The sequence below is a fragment of the Mucilaginibacter sp. genome, assembly GCF_965277465.1.
In the GTDB taxonomy this organism is placed as follows: domain Bacteria; phylum Bacteroidota; class Bacteroidia; order Sphingobacteriales; family Sphingobacteriaceae; genus Mucilaginibacter.
In genome coordinates this window covers 1,253,986-1,278,791 of sequence record NZ_CBDICW010000001.1, presented here as the reverse complement: position 1 = coordinate 1,278,791, position 24,806 = coordinate 1,253,986, and the positions used below count along the sequence as shown (strand labels likewise).

General features: G+C 40.4%; 25 protein-coding genes. 9 read left to right on the top strand and 16 right to left on the bottom strand.

Translation table 11 applies throughout. From position 1 onward, the window contains the following. Nucleotides 1-12: 12 nt before the first annotated feature. On the bottom strand, nt 13-435 hold the full coding sequence (locus ACQY4U_RS05900) for a YybH family protein (RefSeq protein ID WP_428328467.1): 423 nt from the start codon (nt 433-435) through the stop codon (nt 13-15). A gap of 97 nt (nt 436-532) precedes the next feature. Here ACQY4U_RS05900 and ACQY4U_RS05895 point away from each other — a divergent pair, with 97 nt between their 5' ends. The 6 genes from ACQY4U_RS05895 to ACQY4U_RS05870 all read left to right on the top strand — a co-directional run bounded on the left by ACQY4U_RS05895 (nt 533) and on the right by ACQY4U_RS05870 (nt 7,499). Beyond that, nucleotides 533-1,399, top strand: a complete 867-nt coding sequence (locus tag ACQY4U_RS05895; RefSeq protein WP_428328466.1) for a carbohydrate kinase family protein — start codon at nt 533-535, stop codon at nt 1,397-1,399. 256 nt (nt 1,400-1,655) lie between these two features. Continuing rightward, nucleotides 1,656-2,753 (top strand): vWA domain-containing protein, encoded by a 1,098-nt coding sequence (locus ACQY4U_RS05890; RefSeq protein ID WP_428328465.1) that lies wholly within the window; start codon nt 1,656-1,658, stop codon nt 2,751-2,753. Nucleotides 2,754-2,965: 212 nt separating this feature from the next. Next, complete coding sequence (locus tag ACQY4U_RS05885; protein WP_428328464.1) at nt 2,966-4,468, top strand: sigma 54-interacting transcriptional regulator; 1,503 nt, start codon at nt 2,966-2,968, stop codon at nt 4,466-4,468. A gap of 162 nt (nt 4,469-4,630) precedes the next feature. After that, nucleotides 4,631-5,911 carry a metallophosphoesterase gene (locus tag ACQY4U_RS05880; RefSeq protein WP_428328463.1) on the top strand — a complete coding sequence of 427 codons (1,281 nt, stop codon included), beginning with the start codon at nt 4,631-4,633 and terminating at the stop codon, nt 5,909-5,911. Between the two features lie 33 nt (nt 5,912-5,944). Beyond that, nucleotides 5,945-6,832, top strand: a complete 888-nt coding sequence (locus tag ACQY4U_RS05875) for a UbiA family prenyltransferase (RefSeq protein ID WP_428328462.1) — start codon at nt 5,945-5,947, stop codon at nt 6,830-6,832. Nucleotides 6,833-6,875: 43 nt separating this feature from the next. Further along, entirely contained in the window at nt 6,876-7,499 is a 624-nt protein-coding gene (locus ACQY4U_RS05870) for a class I SAM-dependent methyltransferase (protein ID WP_428328461.1), read from the top strand. A gap of 237 nt (nt 7,500-7,736) precedes the next feature. On the opposite strand, the gene ACQY4U_RS05865 is transcribed toward ACQY4U_RS05870, so the two are convergent. Genes ACQY4U_RS05865 through ACQY4U_RS05855 form a run of 3 tightly spaced genes read right to left on the bottom strand, consistent with a single transcriptional unit; the run spans nt 7,737 to nt 11,986 of the window. Next, nucleotides 7,737-8,429: a response regulator transcription factor gene (locus ACQY4U_RS05865; RefSeq protein ID WP_428328460.1), complete on the bottom strand. Its 693-nt coding sequence runs from the start codon at nt 8,427-8,429 to the stop codon at nt 7,737-7,739. A gap of 3 nt (nt 8,430-8,432) precedes the next feature. After that, complete coding sequence (locus ACQY4U_RS05860) at nt 8,433-10,076, bottom strand: sensor histidine kinase (protein WP_428328459.1); 1,644 nt, start codon at nt 10,074-10,076, stop codon at nt 8,433-8,435. An 11-nt stretch (nt 10,077-10,087) separates the two neighbouring features. Next, nucleotides 10,088-11,986, bottom strand: coding sequence for an alpha/beta hydrolase family protein (locus tag ACQY4U_RS05855; protein ID WP_428328458.1), 1,899 nt, complete (start codon nt 11,984-11,986; stop codon nt 10,088-10,090). A gap of 151 nt (nt 11,987-12,137) precedes the next feature. Between ACQY4U_RS05855 and ACQY4U_RS05850 the strand changes: the two genes are divergently transcribed. The 3 genes from ACQY4U_RS05850 (at nt 12,138) to rfbC (ending at nt 14,923) form a co-directional block, all read left to right on the top strand. Beyond that, a complete protein-coding gene (locus ACQY4U_RS05850) occupies nt 12,138-13,949 on the top strand; it encodes a tetratricopeptide repeat protein (protein WP_428328457.1) in 1,812 nt (603 codons plus the stop codon). Between the two features lie 122 nt (nt 13,950-14,071). Next, on the top strand, nt 14,072-14,374 hold the full coding sequence (locus ACQY4U_RS05845) for a DUF4286 family protein (protein ID WP_428328456.1): 303 nt from the start codon (nt 14,072-14,074) through the stop codon (nt 14,372-14,374). Continuing rightward, entirely contained in the window at nt 14,375-14,923 is a 549-nt protein-coding gene (gene rfbC, locus ACQY4U_RS05840) for a dTDP-4-dehydrorhamnose 3,5-epimerase (protein ID WP_428328455.1), read from the top strand. A 131-nt stretch (nt 14,924-15,054) separates the two neighbouring features. Here rfbC and ACQY4U_RS05835 read toward each other — a convergent pair whose 3' ends face one another. The 12 genes from ACQY4U_RS05835 to ACQY4U_RS05780 all read right to left on the bottom strand — a co-directional run bounded on the left by ACQY4U_RS05835 (nt 15,055) and on the right by ACQY4U_RS05780 (nt 24,754). Continuing rightward, a complete protein-coding gene (locus ACQY4U_RS05835) occupies nt 15,055-15,900 on the bottom strand; it encodes an OmpA family protein (RefSeq protein ID WP_428328454.1) in 846 nt (281 codons plus the stop codon). Between the two features lie 15 nt (nt 15,901-15,915). Further along, nucleotides 15,916-16,578, bottom strand: coding sequence for a DUF2461 domain-containing protein (locus ACQY4U_RS05830; RefSeq protein ID WP_428328453.1), 663 nt, complete (start codon nt 16,576-16,578; stop codon nt 15,916-15,918). After that, nucleotides 16,556-16,963 (bottom strand): DUF983 domain-containing protein, encoded by a 408-nt coding sequence (locus tag ACQY4U_RS05825; RefSeq protein WP_428328452.1) that lies wholly within the window; start codon nt 16,961-16,963, stop codon nt 16,556-16,558. The genes ACQY4U_RS05830 and ACQY4U_RS05825 overlap by 23 nt, the downstream gene beginning before the upstream one ends. Nucleotides 16,964-17,050: 87 nt before the next feature. Beyond that, the gene (locus ACQY4U_RS05820; protein ID WP_428328451.1) at nt 17,051-17,257 is read right to left on the bottom strand and encodes a hypothetical protein; all 207 of its coding nucleotides are present in this window, start codon (nt 17,255-17,257) and stop codon (nt 17,051-17,053) included. A gap of 534 nt (nt 17,258-17,791) precedes the next feature. Next, nucleotides 17,792-18,367: a DUF420 domain-containing protein gene (locus ACQY4U_RS05815; protein ID WP_428328450.1), complete on the bottom strand. Its 576-nt coding sequence runs from the start codon at nt 18,365-18,367 to the stop codon at nt 17,792-17,794. A 66-nt stretch (nt 18,368-18,433) separates the two neighbouring features. After that, nucleotides 18,434-19,135, bottom strand: a complete 702-nt coding sequence (locus tag ACQY4U_RS05810; protein ID WP_428328449.1) for an SCO family protein — start codon at nt 19,133-19,135, stop codon at nt 18,434-18,436. Then, complete coding sequence (locus ACQY4U_RS05805) at nt 19,135-19,488, bottom strand: cytochrome C oxidase subunit IV family protein (protein ID WP_428328448.1); 354 nt, start codon at nt 19,486-19,488, stop codon at nt 19,135-19,137. Before ACQY4U_RS05805 ends, ACQY4U_RS05810 begins: the two co-directional genes overlap by 1 nt. Before the next feature lie 20 nt (nt 19,489-19,508). Continuing rightward, on the bottom strand, nt 19,509-20,234 hold the full coding sequence (locus tag ACQY4U_RS05800) for a cytochrome c oxidase subunit 3 (RefSeq protein WP_428328447.1): 726 nt from the start codon (nt 20,232-20,234) through the stop codon (nt 19,509-19,511). Between the two features lie 19 nt (nt 20,235-20,253). Next, a complete protein-coding gene (locus tag ACQY4U_RS05795; protein WP_428328446.1) occupies nt 20,254-20,835 on the bottom strand; it encodes a cytochrome c oxidase subunit 3 in 582 nt (193 codons plus the stop codon). Further along, nucleotides 20,832-21,695: a heme o synthase gene (gene cyoE, locus ACQY4U_RS05790; protein WP_428328445.1), complete on the bottom strand. Its 864-nt coding sequence runs from the start codon at nt 21,693-21,695 to the stop codon at nt 20,832-20,834. The genes ACQY4U_RS05795 and cyoE overlap by 4 nt, the downstream gene beginning before the upstream one ends. Then, a complete protein-coding gene (locus tag ACQY4U_RS05785; protein WP_428328444.1) occupies nt 21,692-22,753 on the bottom strand; it encodes a COX15/CtaA family protein in 1,062 nt (353 codons plus the stop codon). Before ACQY4U_RS05785 ends, cyoE begins: the two co-directional genes overlap by 4 nt. 225 nt (nt 22,754-22,978) lie before the next feature. After that, nucleotides 22,979-24,754: a cytochrome c oxidase subunit I gene (locus tag ACQY4U_RS05780; protein ID WP_428329725.1), complete on the bottom strand. Its 1,776-nt coding sequence runs from the start codon at nt 24,752-24,754 to the stop codon at nt 22,979-22,981. Nucleotides 24,755-24,806: the final 52 nt, after the last annotated feature.

Here is a 24,806-nt window from a genome sequence, read left to right as displayed (position 1 = left end):
GATGATTTTTTATTACGAAGTATGATCAACCACTATTTTCCACTCGCCGTTAATTTTTCTGAACCAAAGGGTAAAGTATCCGCCCGGTGCATCCTTTTCACGGTCAAGGTGCCAGCCGCCTAACATAAAGGCATTATCGGCATCAAGCAAATCAACCTTTAAAACGGTAAAGGTAAGTTTACCCATTGCGGCTTTGTCGGGATAGGTTTTTCTGTAATGGGCAATAGTGGCGTTCCAGCCATGGGTTGGTGCCTTACTGCTAACAAATAACAGCGAGTCTGATCTCCAATAGCCTTTCATAAAGCCTTCAATATCGCCGTTGTTCCAGGCAAGGCGCTGTGTTTCCAGTACTTTTAAAATAGCTTCCTTATCCTGCGCATGCAGGCAAAAACTTGTTGTAATAAACAAAAGGCATAAAAGGACGATTTTTTTCATAGCAGCATATTAAATAATAAATTTTCGGGCTTCCTAATTTATCAATAATTCATAATCATTCCAATAATTCTCAAAGCCAGCAACTATATTTACCATCATGAAAAACATACTTTGCTTCGGTGAAATTTTATGGGATACCTTTGGCGACGAAAAAGTTGCCGGCGGCGCACCAATGAACGTTGCCAGGCACCTAGTACAGCAAAATATGGAGGTACAGTTTGCCAGCCGTATTGGTAAGGATACTTCGGGCGAGGGATTGGTTAGCTTTTTAAAAGGCAACGGCTTATTCAGCGAATTGATCCAGATGGATGATAAATTACCCACCTGCGAAGTTACTGTTCAATTAGATAAGCAGGGGGCAGCAACTTATATTATCCCCGAGCCTGTATCATGGGATAACATTCAACCCGACAAATTACTCACGAAAGCTGCTGAGAAAGCATCTGCCATTATATATGGCAGTTTGGCTTGCCGGGAAAGTACCACCCGTGATACCCTGCTGAATTTATTGAATGAAACCACCGCGTTAAAAGTTTTTGACGTGAATTTGCGTGCCCCCCATTACACACTCTCAACCATTGAAACCCTGGTGGCAGGTGCAGATGTGATCAAGATGAATGAGGACGAAGCAGCCCTTTTAATTGGTGGTAACACCCATAATATAAAGGAGAATATTATTGAGTTTCAGAAAAAGTATCATGCGCAAACCATTTGCGTTACCCGCGGCGATAAGGGTGCCATTGCCTGGCACGATTATGAATTTTATGAACACCCCGGCTGTCATGTATCTGTAGTTGATACGGTAGGTGCCGGCGATTCATTTTTAGCGGCTTTTGTTTCGGGCCTGTTAAAAAAAGAGCCCATGCAGCAACTGATTGAAAAAGCTTGTTATGTTGGCGCATTTGTAGCCGGCCACCGTGGTGCAAACCCAGTTTATGACGATAGTTTAAAAGCAATGTTTTAATAGATTGATTATTTATTTGCAATTGCACTTTTAGGTTCACCTTTTAATGATTGGGTAGCCCTTACAGTTCAAATCATTTTTGCGCTATTAATGCCCATTCTGCATGCAAAAAGATTAATGCATATCCCCGTTATTAGCTTATAATAAATTAACAACCAGCATATTTTCCTGCACTTTGTCATTCTATCATAACAATTCATCTAATTAAAACTTTTAAGAGAAATAATCCGTTATTTTATGTCAGAAAGGGTAACGTATGCGTGGATTTGAATTTTCGAAGTTTAAGCCCAATCAAGTCCCAAAAGGCGGATTTGAGGAATTACTGAAATTATTTTTGGAATTGCTTAACTATACATCAGGCGATGCAGGCGAAGCTTTGGCCTGGATGAACGAGCTTGATAAACAATATAATATTACCAATGACGAATATGGCATGGGTAATTTTATCGACGATCTGAAACAAAAGGGCTACTTGAGTGAAGACGAACAAAGCAGTGAGATTAAAATCACCGCAAAAACAGAACAAAGCATTCGCCAATCGGCACTCGAAGAGATCTTCGGGAAGCTAAAAAAATCGGGGAAAGGTAATCACCGTGCGCCACAATCAGGGCAGGGTGATGAAAAAAATGCGGAGCGCAGGGAGTTTGAGTTTGGCGACAGCCTGGACCAGATCAACATGACGCAGTCAATCCACAACGCACAGGTAAACCATGGCATCGGTGATTTTATGATGACCGAGCGCGATCTGGAAGTTGAAGAAATGGACTTTAAAACCCTTACTTCAACCGTGCTGATGATTGATATATCGCACTCCATGATTCTTTACGGCGAGGACAGAATTACCCCCGCAAAAAAGGTTGCAATGGCATTGGCCGAACTGATACGCACCAAATATCCTAAAGATACCTTAGACATTGTGGTTTTTGGAAACGATGCATGGCCCATTACTTTAAAAGATTTGGCTTATTTACAGGTTGGCCCTTATCATACCAATACCTATGCCGGGCTTGAGTTAGCAGCAGATTTGCTGCGCCGCCGTAAAACGCACAACAAGCAAATATTTATGATAACTGACGGTAAGCCTACGTGCTTAAAAGAAGGGAATAAATATTATAAAAATAGCATAGGGCTTGATAGAAAGGTAGTGAACAAAACCCTGAATATGGCTGCACAATGTAAAAGGCTCAAAATACCTATCACAACTTTTATGATAGCTAAAGACCCTTACCTGCAACAATTTGTACGTAAGTTTACAGAAACAAACGGTGGCAAGGCATTTTACAGTTCATTGAACGGTTTAGGCGAATATATTTTTGAGGATTATATCCGCAACCGCCGTAAAACAGTAAGGTAAGTTTGTTGCAGGCAGATGCCCAATGACACAAAATGACTAATGACCATTGACAGCATAGATTACCTGGTTTTAACTGTTAAGGATATTTGAAGAAACGGGTGCTACCGGTAAAATACGTTTGGTATATTTCAGAGATCCTGATCAAAACCTCATTGAGGTGAGCAATTACTAATGCAGCCGTTTACCGGCTTTTAAAACTATCAGAAAAACGAATGAATAAATTAGATATAAAAACCCTTGGCCAGTTAAAGAAAACTGATTACAAAAGCCGATCGGTAAAGGATGAGTTAAGAGAAAACCTGATAACGCAATTGCAAAAAGGCGAAGGCGGTTTTGAAGGTATTGTTGGTTTTGAGGATACGGTTATCCCCGATCTGCAGACCGCTATATTATCACGTCATAATATATTACTTTTAGGCTTAAGGGGGCAGGCAAAAACACGTATTGCCCGCTTGCTGGTTAACCTGCTTGATGAGTATGTACCATATATTGAAGGATCAGAATTATATGATGATCCTTTGGCGCCAATCTCGTGGTTTGGCCATAATGAAATTTTAGCTAAGGGCGATGCTACGCCAATAGCCTGGGTACACCGCTCAGAACGTTATACCGAAAAGTTAGCTACCCCGGATGTTACCGTTGCCGATTTAATTGGCGATGTTGACCCTATTAAGGCCGCTACTATGAAGTTAACCTATTCGGACGAGCGTGTTATCCACTTCGGATTGATACCGCGTGCGCATAGGGGTATATTTGTAATTAATGAACTGCCCGATCTGCAGGCAAGGATCCAGGTATCACTGTTTAATATTTTACAGGAAAGAGATATCCAGATCCGTGGTTTTAAACTGCGCCTGCCGCTCGATCTGCAATTTGTGTTTACGGCAAACCCTGAAGATTATACCAACCGTGGTTCTATTGTAACGCCGCTTAAAGATCGTATTGAAAGCCAGATTCTTACTCACTACCCACGTTCTGTTGAGATCTCCCGTAAGATCACCCAGCAGGAAGCCTCGCTGTCGGCAGAGCAACGTGCTACAGTTGAAGCTGATGGATTAGTAAAAGATTTGGTTGAACAAATAGCTTTTGAGGCCCGTAATTCTGAATATATTGATAAAAAATCAGGTGTATCAGCCCGTTTAACCATATCGGCTTATGAAAACCTGATCAGCAATGCCGAAAGGCGCATGCTCATCAACCATGAAAAAAGCACGTTTGTACGCATCTCTGATTTTTTAGGTGTTATCCCGGCTATTACCGGTAAAATAGAGTTAGTTTATGAGGGCGAATTAGAGGGCCCGGGTAAAGTAGCCAACATTCTTATCGGCAAAGCTATCAAAACACTGATGCTGCAATTTTTCCCTGATCCTGAGAAATCTAAAAAATCAAAGGCACCAAATCCGTATGCCGAGATCATTGCCTGGTTTAGCGATGGCAATAGCTTATCAGTGATAGACCAGCTGCCGCAGCAGGAATATAAAAAGATGCTTAATTCGGTAACCGGGTTAAAAGCACTGGTTAAAAAATTCCACCCGCGTTTAAGCGAAAACCAGGACCTTTTGCTGATGGAATTTGTTTTGCACGGCCTGTCTGAATTTTCTCAATTAAATAAAGGTTTCCTTGATAATGGCTTTGCGTTTTCAGATATGTTTAACAGTCTGTTTAACCTGCAGCCCGATGAGGACGACCTGGATATAGATGATGACCGTTATTAATTAAAAGGTTATTCCCACCCAAGAGAGCAATCTTTTACAGGATGCATTGTCCGCACTGCATCCTGTAAAAGATTTCTTTTTTTTAGTTTCCAACCGCAAGTTTTTTTTCACAAACTTTGCGTTCAAATAAGGGGCAGCTCACATAAATCATCAGCTTACAAAATGAAGGGACAAACCCTCCAGATAATTATCCTGGCAGCAGTACTTTTACTGATTGACACCTATGTTTTAAACGGGCTTCGCGGAGCTTCAAAAAAATGGCGTTTTGTTAACAGCAAAAAGTTTCCACTGGTTTACTGGCTCTTATCTGCCTTTTTGATGATGATTTTAGTTATTTCAATCTACATTCAGATTGATCACATGATCCGCCTGGCATTTATTACTATGTTTTTTGTGGTGCTATTGTTCAAGGCATCGTATGTGCCGGTTATTTTGATTGACGACATCCGCCGATTAATTATTTACACCAGCAACCGCTTTAAAAAGCCCCTGCCTGCCGAAAAAACTGAAGCCCCAAAAATGGATACCATTCCCCGTTCCGAGTTTTTGATGAAAGCCGGGTTATTAGCCGGTGCGGTGCCGCTGGCTGCTTTAAAACTGAACATGAAAAGCGGGCTTTATGATTATCATGTAAAGCACCAAAAACTATACTTAACTAATTTACCCAAAGCGTTTGATGGTATCAGGATCGGCCAGATCTCTGATATTCATTCGGGCAGTTTTTACAACCCAAAAGCAGTGCTGGGCGGTGTTGAAATGCTGATGCGCGAAAAGGCCGACCTGATATTTTTTACCGGCGATTTGGTAAATAGCGTAAGCAGTGAGTTAGGCCAGTACCAGGACATTTTCAGCAAGGTAAAAGCACCTTTAGGAGTATATTCATGCCTTGGTAACCATGATTATGGCGATTATGCCTGGTGGCCAAATGAAGCCGCCAAACGTAAAAATTTGCAGGAAATAATTACCGCACATAAAAATATGGGGTATGACCTGCTGATGAATGAAAACCGCAGACTAAAAATTGATGGCGAAGAAATTGGCATTTTAGGGGTTGAAAACTGGGGCGATTTAAGCCGTTTTCCAAAGCATGGCCGAATGGACCTTGCCGTAAAAAATACGGACGATCTGCCGGTAAAGTTACTCCTCTCGCACGATCCATCACATTGGCGCGCGCAGATATTGCCGCAGTACCCGCAAATTGATGCCATGTTTTCGGGCCATACACATGGCATGCAAATGGGTATCCAAACCGAACATTTTCAATGGAGCCCTATTGAGTATGTTTATAACGAATGGGCCGGCTTGTACCACCATGGCCAGCAGCAATTATATGTAAACGTGGGCTACGGCTTTTTAGGCTTCAGGGGAAGGGTTGGAATATTGCCGGAGATTACGATATTTGAATTAAAGTGTGGCACCAATCCATTGCTTAATAAAGCTTAGGTTTTAGGCTAAGGTTGGCCACTTATATTGAAGATGAAAAAAAATTTACACGCCGTTTTTGATTTTCTGCTCTTCAGTAATATTTTCATGTCGCTATGTGCTATAGCGCAGGGATTGGTAACGTTTTACTTAATTGGCGCCAAGCCAGTTTTCCCGGTACTTGCCTTATTATTTACCTCAACATTAGGTATTTATAATTTCAGCATTTTAATTACCAAACCGGCACAGCCCGATAAATCGCCGCTTAAACGGATCCGCTGGTTTTTCTCGCACTACCGGTTAATGGTTACGTTTACCATTGTATCGCTGCTGTCGCTTGTGCCGCTATTTGTGCTGATGTCGATGGAGTCAAGGATACTGCTTATTTTTTTAAGTGTCATCTCCTTTTGCTATAGCCTGCCGCTGTTTACAGTAGGCGATCAAAAATTCGGCCTTCGCAATATCCCCGGATTAAAGCATTTTATGATCACCTTAGTGTGGACCATGAGCACCGTTCTGTTACCCGTTCTGGAAGCACAACACCTGCACCTCACTAATGTTTCACTGCGAGACACCACTATCCTTATTGCTAAGCGATTTTTACTGATTGCGGCACTTGCCATACCTTTTGACATCCGCGACCTTTTTGAAGACCGCAAATCGGGCTTAAAAACAGTACCCGTAGTATGGGGCGAAAAAAATGCTTACCTGTTTTGCCAGGTATTACTAATTGGCTATGTTGTTTTGCTCTTCCTTTTCCGGAACGGGGGCTTTAATGCCAGTTTCTTTGCGCTAACCTTAACCGCCGTATTAACGGGCTGGCTCATTTTCAGGTCTAAATGGGAAAAGAATGAATACTATTACTTCTTTTTTATGGATGGTATACTGATACTGCAATATTTTATGCTGCTGCTGTTTAACAAAGCTGCGGTATGGATTTAGTTAAGGAATACCCTGCTAATCCATCTATCTAAAACAAACGCCAATGGCTGCTAACTACAACAATTCTGCATGGTTTTATGACAGGCTATCGCGGATGGTTTATGGCAAAGCATTGGTAAATGCACAAGTATGGCTGCTGCAATATATCCCGGCAAACAGCAATATCCTTGTAGTGGGCGGAGGTACCGGCTGGATACTGGACGAACTCGCTAAGCTTCATCCCGCAGGTTTACAGATAACCTATGTTGAGGTAGCTGCCAATATGATGGCCCTTTCAAAAAAAAGAAATGTAGCCGCTAATAAAATCACATACATGAACCTGCCAATTGAAAACGCGGAATTGAGCCGTGTTTTTGATGTGGTAATAACCCCCTTTTTGTTTGATAATTTTACTGAGCAAACCCTGCAAAAGGTATTTAACCATATCAACCTGTTAATTAAGCCAAATGGTTTATGGCTGAATGCCGATTTTCAGCTTACCGGTAAATGGTGGCAAAATGTATTATTAAAGACGATGTTTATGTTTTTCAGGATTCTCTGTAATATTGAGGCCTCCCGGCTGCCGGATATTGAAACGCACTTTAAAAACAATGGTTATACCGTAATTGGGCAACAAACCTTTTTCAATGAATTTATTATATCAAAGGTTTATAAGGCGGGGGAATAGTCTTTTGGTAGAGGCACAATACTTTGTGTTTCTACCCATGCAGATCAACCATGTTTAGCGGCCCTGTAAAATCGGGGATTTCTTGTACCTCGCAATGACGCGCGGAGAAAGACTTTTTTAACAATCGTCATTGCGATGAGGAACGAAGAAGCAATCACGAACTATGCAGATCAACCTTGCTTAATTGCTCTGTACAGTCGGGAATGCTTCATACCTCGCAATGACGCACGGTGATAACTATCCGTTGTAAACAAACTTATAACCAATTCCCCTTACTGTTTGCAGGTACTGTGGCGAGTCGGCATTGGTTTCAATCTTTTTGCGCAGCCTTACAATATGCATATCAAGGGTACGGGTATTTACATCGGCATTATAACCCCAAACTTCCATCATCAGTTCTTCGCGGTTAATTACTTTGTTCTTGTTTTTCAGGAAATAAAGCAAAATACGATTCTCCAATATTGTAAGCTCAGTTTTGCGGCCATCCCGTATCAGCAGGTGCGTGTTTGGCAAATGCTCCATGTTAGCAAACTTATACGATTCTGATTTTTCGCTATTGAGCGAAAACTTGATCTTATTATCAATCATCGCCACTAAAACATCCATATTAAATGGTTTGATGATATAATCAGATACGCCAAAGTTATATGCCTCAATCTTGTCTACATCCTGCCCTTTAGCAGTCATCATGATCACCAGGTTATCAAAACCCTTTTCGCGGATGTTGGTACAAACTTCTGATCCCTGCTTACCGGGAAGCATCCAATCCAGCAGCACAATGTCGGGTAGTTCCTGGAGGATAATTTTTTCGGCAGTATCACCATTTGCAGCCTCTAATACTTTATACCCTTCTGATTGCAGGCGCTCCGATACCAGGAAACGCAGGTTTTCATCATCTTCAACAAGCGCTATCTTTATTTCTCTGTTCATATCTCAATTTTCATAGGGTAAAGTAACAATAAACTCCGACCCTTCATTTACTTTGCTGTTAACTATTATCTCTCCGTCCATAAAATTAACCAGTTCTTTGCAAAAAGCCAAGCCTAAGCCTACACTTCCGTTTTGGTTGTACTGGTTCTCTACGCGGTAAAATTTCTTAAATATATTAAGCAGTTCATTCTTTTGTATCCCTATCCCCTTGTCAGCAAACGAAAATATAATATTCTTTTTGCCGTGACTAACCGTTATACTTAATTCTTTTTTCTGCGGATGCGAATACTTGTAGGCATTCTCCATTAAATTCTGAAATATACTGCCTAATAAAACCGGATCGGTATAAAAAGACATTATATCCAGAACTTTAAATTTAAGCTTAAAATCAGGATATTTCACCCTGAAAGTTTCAATATAACTACTTACAAATACCTCAACATTTATTTCCTCTTTTTTTATGTTGATGGATTTGTTTTCAAGCTGCGTAAATGAAAGCAATTTATTCATCAGCTCGTTTAATTTATCTGCCTCTTCATTTAAAATTTTGCCGTACTGTTTGCGCTGCCGCTCGCTCAGTTCGCCATCGCCGCTCAGGTTTGAGCCTGCAATTTTTATAACACTCACTGGTGTTTTAAACTCATGGGTAAAGTTGTTTATAAAATCGTACTGCAACTTAAACAGCTTAATGTTTGCATTTAAGTTACGGTAAATAAGCCAGCCAATAAGCACTAAAAAACAATAAATAAGCAATACCAGCGCACCAATAGGCATAAACCTGCGGTTAGTTTCGGCATTCAGATAGTTTGGGGCCGAGCTAAAGTAAAGTTTATAATCAGAAAAAGCACCAGGCAGGGCCACTTCGGTTATCAGGTTGCCATTTTGGTTATCGGGCGGATCATAAACTACCGGCTGAATGCTAATATCCTGGTAAAGCTCCTTATGCGAATTTTTCACCTTTAACAAATAAGGATCCAAAAAAAACGTCATCATATTTTGTTTATAGAAAGATGATAAATTACCATGTTTCTCCAGCTCGCGGAACATCTTTACATCCTCCCTGCGCAAAATGTTTGAGTAACTTATCTTATCAGGCTTAACATCATAAAAAGACCGGAAGATCTCGGCTTGTGTTGATCCGCGCGTGGTATCTGACAGTGCTATGTAGTTACCCAGCTTTATCGCCATTTGGTTAAAATCAGGTTCATCGGTAGTATTCCAGATACGTAAGCCGGTTACATGGCCATCTTTGGGCCAAAACTGGTACATTGACCGTATGGAGATGCCCAGGTTATCCTTTACTACCGCATTGTTCTTTTGCTTCCCTATTTCTATATCATAAAAAACAACCTTTTTAACAAACTTATAATCGTGGAAAACAGCATCGGTATATTTAGCTGCGGAGGTAGAATCCAAAAAGCCCTGGTAGGAGGTTATCTCGGGAATTTTATTTTGAAAAAGATCATTATAGGGTTTTATGGTTTGTTCTAATACGTCGATCTTTTTAGAGGAAAATTCATTTTCAACATATTTGGCATTAAGGCTGTAGGATACAATAAGCGCAATTATAAAGGTTACCGAAATAAGCACCAGGAAGAAAATGATGAGCGAAAAATTTTTACGGTAGATGTTCTCCTGCCTTTTCATATAAAGGAGGCTTATGGTTTTACCCGCATGTTGTTATCCAGAAACAGCTCAATTTCGGCATACATTTCGGTACGGTTACGCTGACTGCGGAAGAATGTCCGTTCGTTGGGTTTCAAAAAATATTTTACGTTATCGTTTCCGTTTTGCCTGCGCAGTTCGCGTACAAACTGGTTAAGCTCGCTGATATTTGCCCGGTCGTCCTTTGCACCCTGAAAAATAAGTACAGGTGCTTTTATCTTATCCGTATTAAATACGGGCGATATGGCCCTCAACTGGCTGGCATCCTTTTCAGGGTCGCCCACCATTTCGTACATCATTTTTACTGATGGTTTAAAAAATGGCGGTGCATCTTTGATATAGGTAAAAAAGTTAATTAAGCAATGCTGCACAACGGCACAGTTGTACATACCCGGGTGAAACGATAAGCCATACAATGCCGAAAAGCCACCAAAACCACCACCAAGAAAGGCGATTTTTTTAGGGTTAGCAATCTTATTTTTTATGAGCCAGTTAACGCCGTCGGTAATATCCTGCTGCATTTTACCACCAACCTGCTTAAAGCCGGCACTATGAAAAGCTTTTCCAAAACCAGTTGACCCCCTATAATTTACTTGGAAAACAGCATAGCCCCTGTTGGCTAAAAACTGTACTTCGGGATTGTAGCCCCAGCTGTTATGACTAAAAGGGCCATCGTGCGGCAAAACCACTACCGGCAGGTTAGTTTTTTTATTACCTAAAGGCAAGGTTAAATATCCGTTTAAAGGCATACCATCGCTGGCGGTAAATGATACCGGTTTCATGTCACAAAGCTCTTCAGTTTTAAGGGTGGTATTTGCATCACCTAACTTGGTAAGCTTACTTGCTTTGTTTTCGTAAAGATAAAACGAGCCCGGATTTTTATCAGTGTAGGTACTTACAACAAATTTATCTTCGGCACTATCCCTATCGGCAATATCCACTTCGTTACCTTTCAGCTCGTTCAGTAATTTATCATAAATGCCTTTTATATCAGGGTTTATAAAATATTTCTGCGGCCTTGCTGCATCCCACGAAACCAGCTCAAGCCTGTGCTTATTTCTTGAATAAATGGCATCCTGAATATCAGCATTGTCTGATGCGTAAACCACCTTTATTTCCTTACCGTCTTCCGCATTAATTTCAACCAGTGCCGCCTTATCACGGTTCACGTTTGAAAGCGCGTAGAAATAATTCTTTTCGCCTGTAAAGGCTATCGGCTTAACGGATGTTTTAAAGTTATTGGCGATGATGGTTTTAAATGGTGAGTTTTCGTCAGGGCGAAACATTACATTTTCATCAACCCCATCTGATGCTTTTACTAAACGGATCTTACCATCAGCATCAGGGTACCATTGGGTTATATTACCCGGATTAACAAGGTACATAGTAAGTACGCCCGTTCTGATATTCAACCTGTAAATATCAAAATTCGCCGGGTCGCGTTTGTTCATCTTTATGGTAACCACATCCGGATCATGCTTGTCCCTGTTCAGTAAACTTATCCTTACTTTTTGCTCCGATAAAATATTACGTACGCTAAATTTAGTTATGTCCAGGGCAAACATTTTAAACTCATCGGTGGCAATTATATCCTGGCTAAAAACTATCTGGTTATCATAGGTCCAAAAATAATCGTTTCTAACCGAGTAATCATTAAACGAGGTAGCCATCCGTTCATGCCCGTTGGCCAGCGTTTGTATAAAAAGGTTCTGCTTATCTTTATAAGGCTTAAGGTAGGAGATGTATTTACCATCGGGCGATATTTTGAAAGCACTTTTTTCAGTCGTTTTAAAAAAATCAATAATGGGTATTTGGGTTGTTTTGTGCTGCCTGCAGGCACTTAAACCCATTACTGCATAAATAAAAATTAATATTCTAAAATGCTTTAGCATTAGTTTATTAGTCGTGGTAATTAATCAGGTTAAGTTATACAATAAACTCAATCTATTACAAGTGTCACTACAATTTTACCCATAAACAGCGTTATATAATCATTTAACAGCGTGTCCAAATCATTCGTAATAATTGATTATTTTTGAGCAAATGAAGCAATTTTTCATCGGTATTTTTTTTGTTTTTATAAGCTGTTCAACACTTTTTGCGCAGGATACTGATTTGCTCTTAGCTAAACAATTTGCAGCAAACGGCGAGCAGCAAAAAGCACTTGACATATACCAGAAACTTTACAAACAGGATAACGAGGCTTACTTTAACGTTTATATTTATAGCCTGCTGGGCACAAAAAAGTTTGATGAAGCAATAAGCGTCACCAAAAAAATGATACGAAAGCACCCTGGTGATCCGCAGTATGTTATCACCTTAGGCACTGCCTACACTCAACAAGGCTCTATCGAAAAAGCGGATGCACTTTACGAAGACCTGATTAAAAACCTCCCCGCTGATCAGAATGAAATTGTAACGCTTGCTTCACAGTTTTACCAGAATGCCAATGTGGATTATGCCATCAGGATATTTCAGCAAGGCCGCAAGCTTTTAAAAAATGATGCGCTTTTTTCTTTCGAACTGATCAACCTGTACCGGTATAAAAGGGACAAGACGGCCATAACCGAAGAATATTTAAACTTTTTGCCAACCAATCCAACCTTTATCAGCCAGGCCGAAAATACTTTATCAACGCTTTACGAAGGCCCTGCCGATTATGATTTACTAAAGTTTGCCCTGCTTAAACGCATCCAGAAAGATCCGCAACAAACGCTCTTTGCCGAACTGCTTACCTGGCAATACCTACAACAAAAACAGTTTGACCTTGCATTGAATCAGGCTCTGGCTTTAAGCCGTCGCCAAAACGATGATGGCTCAACTATTTTTGAGCTGTGCCGCACGCTTACGGCTAACGATGCTTATGACGCCGCCATACGCGGGTACGAATACCTGGTGAGCAAAGGCAAGGACGGTCAATTTTATATCCCTGCAAAAATCGAACTCATCAACACTAAAAACCTGAGGGTAACATCGGGCAAGTACACAAAGGACGACCTGCTAAGTCTTGAAAAAGATTATATTGACCTGCTAACGGAGTTCGGTAAAAACAATAATACAGCCTTTGCCATGCAAAAATTAGCTAACCTGCAGGCATTTAAGCTGCACAAATTAGCCGATGCCCAAAAGCTTTTGGAAGAAACCATCAACTTACCCGGTATTGACCCTAACCTGCTGGCAAGCTGCAAGCTCGATTTAGGCGATATCAGCCTGTTAAATAATCACCCCTGGGATGCTACACTATTATATAGCCAAGTTGAAAAGGATTACCCTAATACATACATTGGCCAGGATGCCAAGTACCGCAATGCTAAATTAGCCTATTATACCGGCGATTTTACCTGGGCCAAGGGCCAGTTAGATGTTTTAAAAGCCGCCACATCGCAATTAATTGCTAACGATGCACTTAACCTTTCGTTATTGATCTCGGACAATATTGCAGCCGATACCAGCGGTGCCGCGCTTAAAATATATGCCCGCGCCGATCTGCTGATATTTGCCGAGCAGCCCGATAAAGCCTTACTCACTTTGGATAGCATTGATAAAAAATACCCGGGCAATTCCCTTACTGATGATATTTTGATGGCTAAAGCACGCTTGCTGATGCAACAAAAGGATTATGCCGGCGCCGTACCGCTACTTAAAAAGATTGCCGAAGAACACAGCACCGATCTTTGGGCCGATGATGCCGTTTTTATGCTGGGTGATATTTATGAAAATCATTTATCGGACAAAGAGCAGGCTAAAACCTATTATCAAAAAATCATCACCAGTTACGGCGGCAGCCTTTGGCTCAATGAAGCCCGCAAACGTTTCAGGCTGCTGCGTGGAGATAAGAATGATGTATCGTCTTAAATTTTTAGCGCATATATATATATCGGATATTGGGCTGATGTATGCTTCTTGCCACGCAAGCTATCTGCAACATTTGCACCGCGCTTTCAATTTACTCCAACTAAAATTGTACTTTTACAACGATGATCATATTTAACGATACTGTAATTGTGGAAGAAGCTATCCACGATAAATGGCTGGCCTGGGTTAAGGAAATACATATCCCGGCAGTAATGGCAACCGGTTATTTTCAATCGTACCAGATATTGAATGTTATTGATTCGCCTAACGAGGGTGTAACTTATTGCGTTCAGTACTATGCCGAAACCATTGAACATTTTAACAAATTTTACAACCAGCACCTGCACCAGTTACAGGCATTACATAACCAGGAGTTTGAGAACCAGTTTGTGATCTTTAACACTTTAATGAAAACTGTTGATTAAATGAACATTATAGAAACCTATATTAAGGGCTTATTGATTATTGAACCACGCATTTTTAGTGACGATCGCGGTTATTTTTATGAAAGCTATAATAAAAGTAAATTTACCGAAGCTGGCATACCTGTTGATTTTATACAGGATAACCAGTCGTTCTCACATAAAGGAGCAGTGCGCGGCTTACATGGGCAGGCTAACCCATTTGCCCAAGGCAAGTTAGTGCGCGTTATTAGCGGCCGGGCATTAGATGTTGCGCTTGACATACGTAAGGACTCCCCTACTTTTGGTAAACACTTTTCGGTTGAACTGAGCGGTGATAATAAATTGCAGCTCTGGATCCCGGCGGGTTTTTTGCATGGATTCTCTACCTTAGAAGATAATACCATTTTTACCTACAAAGTAAATAACTATTACGACAAGGCATCAGAAATTGGTGTATTATGGAACGATCCTGCTTTGGGTATTGACTGGGGTGTGGCACCAGAAGATGCTTTACTTTCGCCAAAGGATGAGATTCTCCCCGACTTTAAATCTTTTACAAGTCCGTTTTGATCAGAATTTTCAGGATTTAGGGATTGCCAGAACTGGATTATATCAGTGTTCAATAATTTTTCTCAATAAAAAGCAAAAGGCTTAACAGAATCTGTAAGCCTTTTGCTTTTCGTCTATTTTTAAGACAATGGTTATTTTATTAAGTTATACAATTCATCCAGCTTTGGCGAAAGTATAATTTCAATACGCCTGTTTTTAGTACGGGCCTCATTTGTATTAGCCGGATCAACTGGCTGGTATTGGCTCTTGCCGGTTGCTGTAAGCCTGTGCGGATCAATCTTTTCAACTTCGGTTAAGTAACGGCAAACCGAGGTAGACCGTAATACGCTTAAATCCCAGTTATCCTTTATCTGGCCAAGGCTAATTACTTTTTTATCATCAGTATGACCTTCTACAGCTATATTAATATCCGGTTCTTTGTTTAGTACAATTGCTAATTGCTCCAATGCCTGTTTACCACGTGCATCAATTACAATACTTCCCGATGGGAACAGCAATTTATCAGTTAATGAAACATATACCTTTCCGTTTCTGATATCAACAGATAAACCATTTTGCTGGAAACCTAACAACGCCTGCTGTAGTTTATCCTTCAGCGCATTGGTAGCCTCATCACGTTTGTGCAGGGCATCCTCCACTTCTTTCAGGCGGGCCTCTCTCTTTTTCAAATCACTCGATAACTCATTGACCTTTGATGAGCTGGCGCTGAAATTATTGTTCAATGAGTTATACTTATCATTCAACGCATTGTAAGTACCATTTAAGGTATTATAACTGGCATGCAGATCTTTTAATTCGCGATGCAGGCGCATGGTATCAGCGCGCAGCCGGGCTACGGTATCTTCCAAAGCACCTGAGCGGATAGACAATGAATCGCGTTCGGCAAGTAAAGCCTTATATTTTTTAGGCGATAGCACCACGCATGAGTGTAACGCTAAACAAATAACGGCGGCAAGTAAGGTGTATTTGAGTTTCATTTTATTTATATGATTTTAGGCAATGGCATTATTTAAAAACACATTAAGCGGTTGTATTTTGCTGCATATAGCTGCAACTGCGGCAGCAGCATTTTCTTTTGATAACTCATCCTTTTTAAGGTAATGGAAGGCTACAAAACTTTTCAGCTTTAACAATTCAATATTTTCATTATCAACAGTATACTCCCTGGGCACATTTTTTAACTGATCCTGTTTCCTGAACTCCCCAAATAAGTTAATAAATTCCGAATCATCAACTATTTTTTTCAGGTCGTGAGCATTATAGTCAATTTCCTGCCTTATGGCCTTCAGGTGCGGGGCTTCGGGCATCCAGTAACCCCCTGCTATAAACGAGTTTCCGGGTGCTATTTGTAAATAGTATTCTGCACCACCTAATTTGTGGCCACGGGTTGGGATGCTTATGCCAAAGTTGTTTTTGTAAGGTGTTTTATTTTTGCTGAAACGTATATCCCGGTAAATACGCATAACGCACTTTTTAGGGTCAAGCGCTTCATCAATATTGGGGTCAACCTTATGCATCAGTTTTAGCCAGTCGGCAGTAAACTCAATTACATTTTCGCGGGCGGCATCATAGCGTTCTTTGTTTGCCAGAAACCATTCGCGGTTATTATTTTCAACCAGTTCTTTTAAAAAATCAAAGGTATGGCGTTGTATCATCGGTATCTAAATGTGGTTGATAATTTATCTTGGGCGATAACCAGAACAGCAATATCACCCTCGAATATCTGAAATTTATTGGTGCAAGCAAAAGGCATCCTGCTAATAACACCCAGGTATATAGCCAGGGCGAGTCGGCATTATGCGTTAAAAAGTAAGTAATGATTACTAAGCCTATTGCTTCGCCAACATTAAGGGCGTAGCTAACATACATGGCTGCATAAAAGTAACCGGGCTCAATCTCAAAGTGCAGGTTGCAATGCGGGCAGGTTTTATGGATCTTATTTGAGCCAAAATCATACATTCCCCCACTAAACATATTACCACGACGGCAGCGCGGACATTTGGTGTGCAGCATTGCCCATGATTTGGAGGTTAGAGACATATTGGAGTTTATGCTATTGAGGCTGCGCTCATTTATGCTGATATTGCTATATGCAAATCAAACTGTATTACAGCAATGGTATACAGATTAGTTTAAGTGCAGTTTTTCTTTCTTTATATCGAGGTTAACGTTTTTACGGCGAAACTTTTTGTACCATATAAAACCGATAACCGCAACAGCCAGGTAAGGTGCCCCTAATAAAAACACAATTCCTTTATTTAAGCCATTGGCAGCCATGTTGCCATCTTTTGAACCGTTAGCCACCTGCGCAGCACATTGTGAGCACTGTGCCATAGCCGGTACGCTAGCAACAACTATTAAAGCAAATACGATTAGAAATAACGCCGTTTTTAAGCCTGTTTTCATAACAACAAATTTAGCTAATAATTACTTAGCAACCAATTGGGGTAAAGCTGCATTTTATCCCATAATAACTAATATGACCATGTGATTATTGTACTGAATTATTAAAATCAGTTTTTATAGAATTTAGGTGATAGCAGCTGTGAGAAAGGCAACCCCTGATCACGTCATTGCGATGAGGTACGAAGAAGCAATCGCATATTATACAGAGCGAACAGAATAGTTAGACAACGCGAAGCCGTCTTGCAATGCCCGGGATTGCTTAGTTCCTTGCAATGACGCGTGGGAGACAAGCGAACTATACTATACCGTCATTGCGATGAGGTATGAAGAAGCAATCACTTACTATACATAGCAAATAGAATAGCTTAGACCCAGCAAAGTCCATTCTGCAAAGTCGGGGATTGCTTCATTCCTCGCAATGACGCGTGAAAAAAATAATAGCCTGTAATTATTGAACGCTGATTAGAAATGATAATATGGAACTATCATCAAGTAAACTATTACTCCTGTTACGGTTACATATAACCAGATCGGGAACGTCCACCTTACTAATTTGCGGTGCTTTTCAACCTGTAGTTGCAGTCCGCTGTAAAAGCTGAGCAGTATTAATGGCAATACGCCTGCAGCCAATATGATATGGGTAATAAGAATAACATAATATACAAACCTTAAACTTCCCGCTGCTGCAATCTCTGATGCTGAAAGTACTCCATCGCCATTCAGATCGCCGTAACGGGTTTCTACCTTCATCAGGTAATGAAACAGGATGTACGATACCAAAAACATTGATGATAAACAGAATGCTAAAATATTGATCCGTTTATGCGCCGTAATGTTACGCTGTTTAATAAAATATAATGATACCAGCAGCAATACACTGCATGTACCATTCAGTATGGCATTAAGCTTTGGCAAAAAGGGCGTAAAAGCCGGCATTACATCCGGTGTAGGTAAAATTTTGCGGTTCAGTATTAAAACCACTACAAATACAAATACTGATATGGCTGCTACAAAACGGAATATAAGTTTATCGTTCATTGCTATATAGTTTTAGTGGCAGGGAAATGATTACGAATATGCGCTGCTTCCTGCTTTATTTCTTGTTTAATATAATGGTGCTTCCTTTTTGCGGAGCACTTCTGATATCAATACTTTAATTTCATCATTAAGGCGGGTAACCTCATCATTGGCTACGCCATTATAATATCCACGGATATGCTTTTCCGGATCAATTAATATAAACTTATCGCTATAAATAAAATCATCCTTTCCTGTTTGCAGGGCATTTACTAAAAGGCCGTTGCGGGCAAAACTATAAATGGTACCCGTATCTCCGGTTAAAAACAAGCGCTTTGGCGAGAACGGCTTAAACTCCTTTTGGTATTTGTTTAGCGAGGATACATCGTCATGCGCAGGGTCAACAGTTATAGATAAAAAGTAAACCAGTTTGTTGCGCACATAATCTGATGCAACCGTGGTAATATTAGTGTTCATCAGCTTACAAACACTTGGGCAGCCTGTATAAAAAAAGTTAATAACCAGTATTTTGTTATCAAACGATTTTAGTGAAACCTGTTTACCATTCTGATCTGTCAGCTTAAAATCCGGAATGGAGTGGTACAGCGTATCCGGAATATCTTTCCCTTTAACGCTGTGCGTAGTTTTAGCAACCTGCTTTGGGCCAAATACACGCAAGGGGGTGTACCTGTTTTTGCCATGAGCGGTTAGTAAATAATATAAAAATCCTGGTACTATTAATACAAGTACCAGGATCACGATCTTTTTAAATATACCGGCTTTCTTCATTATCGCCTTAAATCAATCCAATAGTGGCTCTCGTTTGTAAGCACCAATATTAAACCGATGATAAAAAGAATAGGGACGATGATAGCAATCATTAAGCCTATTTTTTCGAATTTTAAGTGCATAAAGTAAGCAACAATGTAAAATGCTTTAAACAGTGTTAATACAATATATATAGGGTTTATCCAGTGTGCTGATATTCCAAAATGCGGCGCTAAATAAAGCGCTATAAAGAACTCAACACAGGTTATAGCTAATAATATGAAAAACACCTTCCATATTCTACCCTTGGTCATTGAATCATGTTCGCCATGTTCAGCATCTGCTGCATGAACATCTGTAGTTTGTGATGACATATATAAAACGGGTTAAATTATCAAACTAAGTAAAAGAAAGTAAATACAAACACCCACACCAAATCCACAAAGTGCCAGTAAAGACCAATTTTCTCAACCATCAGGTAGCTGCCGCGTCTTTCATAAGTTCCTGCTAAAACATTAACAGTGATAATGATATTGATGATAACACCTGAAAATACGTGAAAACCGTGGAAACCTGTTATGGTAAAAAATAAATTAGCAAACTGATGTGCTGATAATTGCTGCTGCCCGTAAGGTACGCCTTTTTCAAAAAATTCCTGCAATGTTTCTTTATTGGGTATTGCTGACCACCAAAAACCTTCGCTATGTAAGTGGCTCCACTCTAATGCCTGGCAACCCAAAAACATTAAACCGCCAATAATGGTAAATATCATCCACATCACCACTTCTTTTTTTGAATTACGGTGGCCGGCCTCAACAGCCAATACCATAGTAACCGAACTGGCAATCAAAATAAAGGTCATCAAACCCACAAATACTAACGGGGCGCCGTGCTCAACTAAACCTGGAATTGACTGGAATACCAATGATGGTGACGGCCATACCGGTGCACTAAAACGTAAGGCGCCATAAGCGATCAGTAATGACGAAAAGGTAAATGCATCGCCAAGGAGAAAAAACCAGATCATTATTTTACCATACTCTACATTAAAAGGCGATCTGCCTCCAGACCATGGTGTTGATTTTACCTCATCAACTTGTTGTGTTACTGCTAAACTCATCTGTACTTGGATGTTTGTTTTAATATTGGTTCAAAAGTAAAAAAACATACAGATAAATCCATATAATATCGAGAAAATGCCAAAAAATAGACGTCATCTCCATTTTATATAAATTCATTACCTGTGGTGTTTTCCGGTAAGTGCTATATATTGTGTTAAGTAATAAAAGTATAGCTGCTAAAATGTGTAATAAATGCGCGCCTACAAATACATAAATAAAAGTACGTGATGCATTTGGATTAGTAAAAAACACCCCCATTTTAAAGGTTAGTACATAACATCCGTAAACCTGGAATGCCAAAAACACTAATCCCAAAGCAAGCGTTGCCCATAAAAACAGGCGCTGTTTGTCAAAATCGAGCCCCTTTGCTGCCCTTGATGCTAAAAACAGCGTTAAGCTGCTTAAAACAATAAGTATGGTGCTGTATTTAAAAGGTTGTGGCATTATAACATCAAGCCCGTGGCCTTTGCCACCGCTGTAAACTATAAATGCGCTTGAGAAGGCTGCAAAAAGCATAAAGGATGTGAATATAAATAACCACATGCTAAATTTTCTTGCGCCAAAATTATACCGGTCTTCCTGTTGTATCTGAGCCATCATTTCACTTTTCCTATAAAATCAAACAAAAACATTAACTGTACTACCGGCAAATAAAAAAATGATCCGTACATCAGCTTTTTGGCCGATGGTATTTCCAGATCTTTTAAAAGGTTAAATGCCAGGTATAAAAACACCACACCAAATATTAACGATACCCCGCCTACGTAATAACCACCATAACCATAATAGGTTGGCAATAAACTAACCGGTATTAATATTAAAGATGATGCAAAGGTAAATATTGCGCTGGTTAAATTTCTTTTTCCTGATGGTAACAGCCTGAAACCAGCCAGTTTATAATCATCATCCAAAACCCAGGCAATTGCCCAAAAATGCGGAAACTGCCAAACAAACTGGATCCCGAAAAGGATAAGCGCGATGGCATCAATTTTTTCGTGTGCGGCTACATAGCCAATAAGCGGCGGTAAAGCACCAGGTATTGCACCAACAAAAACCGCAATTGGTGATTTACGTTTTAACGGCGTATAAGCAAATGCATACAATAGTATTGAAAATACCGATAGCAAACCGGTAACCAGGTTAAGGCTGCCTAAAAGATAGGTACCGCCAATGCCCATAAACAAGCCTAATACAAGGCCTTGCCCAGTTGTCATACGCCCGGCAGGGATTGGCCTGTCGGCGGTACGTTTCATTAACTTATCCAGGTCCTTTTCAATGATCTCGTTAAAGCAGTTTGCTGCGGCTGTTACTAAAAAGCCACCGCCAATAAGCTTCAGCCAGTTCATCCAGTCGATATGCCCGTTTACCTTGCTGCCTATTAAAAATGATATGGAAGCCGAGAACACTACCAAAAAGGTAAGCCTTAGCTTTATTAGTTTTGAAAAGTCGCTCCAGATCATTTATATACCTCCCCTTGTTTAACTGATCTGTATAAATTTAGCATCAGGTAAAATTGTGCACCAAATATAAGTGATGCCAAAACAACGTGCGCTGCCTGTGCAAATGGCGGTAATGACCAGTATGATAATAATATGCCGGTAACAATCTGCAATGCTATCATCAAAAAGGTAAAGCTCATTATTTGTTGCTGTAACGAATGCCTGCTATATCCCCTTCTGATCAGGGCGTACAATAAAACATTTAATATCAATACGATAATTGCCACATCGCGGTGCTGCTGAAATATTGCACCTGCGTAGTTGATCCAGTCTTCGCGGTAGCCGCCTTGTAAATGGCCTGCTACTGCATCAATCTTCTCCCTTACCTCGCTGCCAAAAGTTATCTGCAATATGCTTACTAACAATGCAAATATGGTTACCACATGCACTATAGGGGTGCTCTGCAATTTATGCTTGCCATAAACCCTTGCTAAGTGATACGTTGTAATGCCCAAGGCAACTATAGCCAGTGCCAGCAGCATGTGTACGGTAACAATGCCGGCTACTAAATTTGTTGATACCACAATGGAGCCTAACCATGCCTGGATAACCACCAAAACCAAATTAAGGATACTTAAAATAGGGATCAGCTTATTTTCTTTACGGTAGCTGAACGAGAACCACGCTGTAAACAACAGGAAAAAGCCTGATGCTGCACCTATTAAACGGTTAATATACTCTGTCCAGGTTTTAGCACCATTAAATTCTTCGGGTACCAGTATGGAACGGTCTTCGCGGATGCGGCGGGCCAGATCACTATAACCAAAAACATCAAGCGTTTTAGCGAAACGCTGATTTTTAGCCAGGCGGCCTGCAACATACTTTTGCTTATAATCTTTGGGTAGTTCTGAACTGCTAACGGGCGGAATATACCTTCCAAAACATTTTGGCCAATCCGGGCATCCCATTCCTGACCCCGTACTACGAACTACTCCGCCGGCAAGTATCAGTACAAAAAGCAGAATAATGGTAGCGAAGTTAGTTTTCTGGAACCTTAATTTTGATGCGGATATCGTCATTTATTTTAAAGCTGAAAGCTAAAGGCGTTAAGCAATAAACATGTATTGTTAGTGAGCCCGTTTCAGATGTTGTAACAATAGTATCTAAAAATTTAGGGTAGCTGCCTGCGGTCTTGAGTTCTAAGTCCTGAGTTATTAGTCAAAATATTTAAAAGTATTTTGACTAATAACTTTAGACCAGTGGCTTAGGACCTGGGCACCTACCCTAAAAATAAGTGGGTATAATTATTTTACTTCTTCGTTAGCACGCTGAGTTTTAGTCCACTTGGTGTACTCTTCCAAACCTGCAGGATTATCTTCAAAATCATGCGGAAGGTTTGAACTCATTGTTTGCGAATAAGGAACCGTTTGCGGTATAAAATCAGTATCGTGTCCTGGTTTGCTGTAGTCATATGGCCAACGGTAAACAGTTGGTATTTCGCCTGGCCAGTTGCCGTGTAAATGTTCAACCGGGGTTGTCCACTCTAAAGTATTGGCATTCCATGGATTTTGTGTTGCTTTTTTACCCCAGAATATGGAATGAACAAAGTTATAAGCAAACGCAAGCTGTGCTATACCAGACATAATTGCCGCCCAGGTAATAAATGTATTTACTGTTAACCAGCGTTTCATTGATTCAAACTCGGTAAAGGCATAGTAACGACGCGGAACGCCATCTAAACCCATAAAGTGCATTGGGAAAAACACAAGGTATGCACCAATAAATGTTAACCAGAAGTGCAGATAACCTAAACGTTCATCCATCATACGCTTGAACATCTTAGGGAACCAATGGTAAACACCCGCAAGCATACCAAATATAGCTGCCGATCCCATTACAAGGTGGAAGTGGGCAATTACAAAGTAAGTATCGTGTAAGTTGATATCCAAAGCTGCGTTACCCAGGAAGATACCTGTTAAACCACCAGAGATAAAGAATGATACCATACCTATAGCAAATAACATTGCCGGGGTGAAGCGGATATTTCCGCGCCACAGCGTAGCCAACCAGTTAAATGTTTTTACTGCCGATGGTACCGCAATAATTAGCGTAGTGATCATGAACACACCACCCAGGAACGGGTTCATCCCAGTAACAAACATGTGGTGACCCCATACGATAAATGATAATACAGAAATACCGATAAGTGAGTAAACCATCGCATGGTAACCAAAAATTGGTTTACGTGAGTTTACTGATAATACTTCTGATGACAGACCCATTGCAGGCATGATAACGATATATACCTCAGGGTGACCCAGGAACCAGAATAAGTGCTGGAATAATATCGGGCTACCACCTTCAAAAGGCTGTACGGTTCCGTTCAATACAATGTCTGAAAGGTAGAAACTTGTACCAAAGCTGCGGTCAAATACTAACAATACCACACCCGCTACTAATACCGGGAATGAAAGCATACCTAATACTGCAGTAAGGAATAATGCCCAAATGGTTAAAGGCATTTTCCAAAGGTCCATACCTTTTGTACGCATGTTTAAAACAGTACTTACGTAGTTAATACCACCCATCAGCTGTGATGCAATGAACAATACCATACTGATCAGCCATAGCGTCATACCCATACCCGAACCAGGCATAGCTTTTGGCAATGCTGATAGTGGCGGATAAATTGTCCAGCCACCGCTTGCAGGTCCTTTTTGTACAAAGAATGATGAAAGCATGATAACACTGGCTACCAGGAAGAACCAGTAAGAAAGCATGTTTACAAATGGTGACGCCATATCGCGGGCACCAATTTGAAGTGGAATCAATAAGTTGGCAAAAGTACCGCTTAAGCCTGCGGTTAATACAAAGAATACCATGATGGTACCATGTATGGTAACTAATGACATGTAGAAATCAGGGCTTAAACGTCCGCCTGGTGCAAAACGTCCTAATAAAGTTTCCAGTAAAGGAAATGATTTATCAGGGTAAGCTAACTGAATCCTGAATAAGATCGACAAACTCATCGCAATAAACGCCATGATAATACCTGTAATAAGGAATTGCTTGGCTATCATCTTATGATCCTGACTAAATACGTATTTAGTTAGAAAAGATTGTTTATGGTGA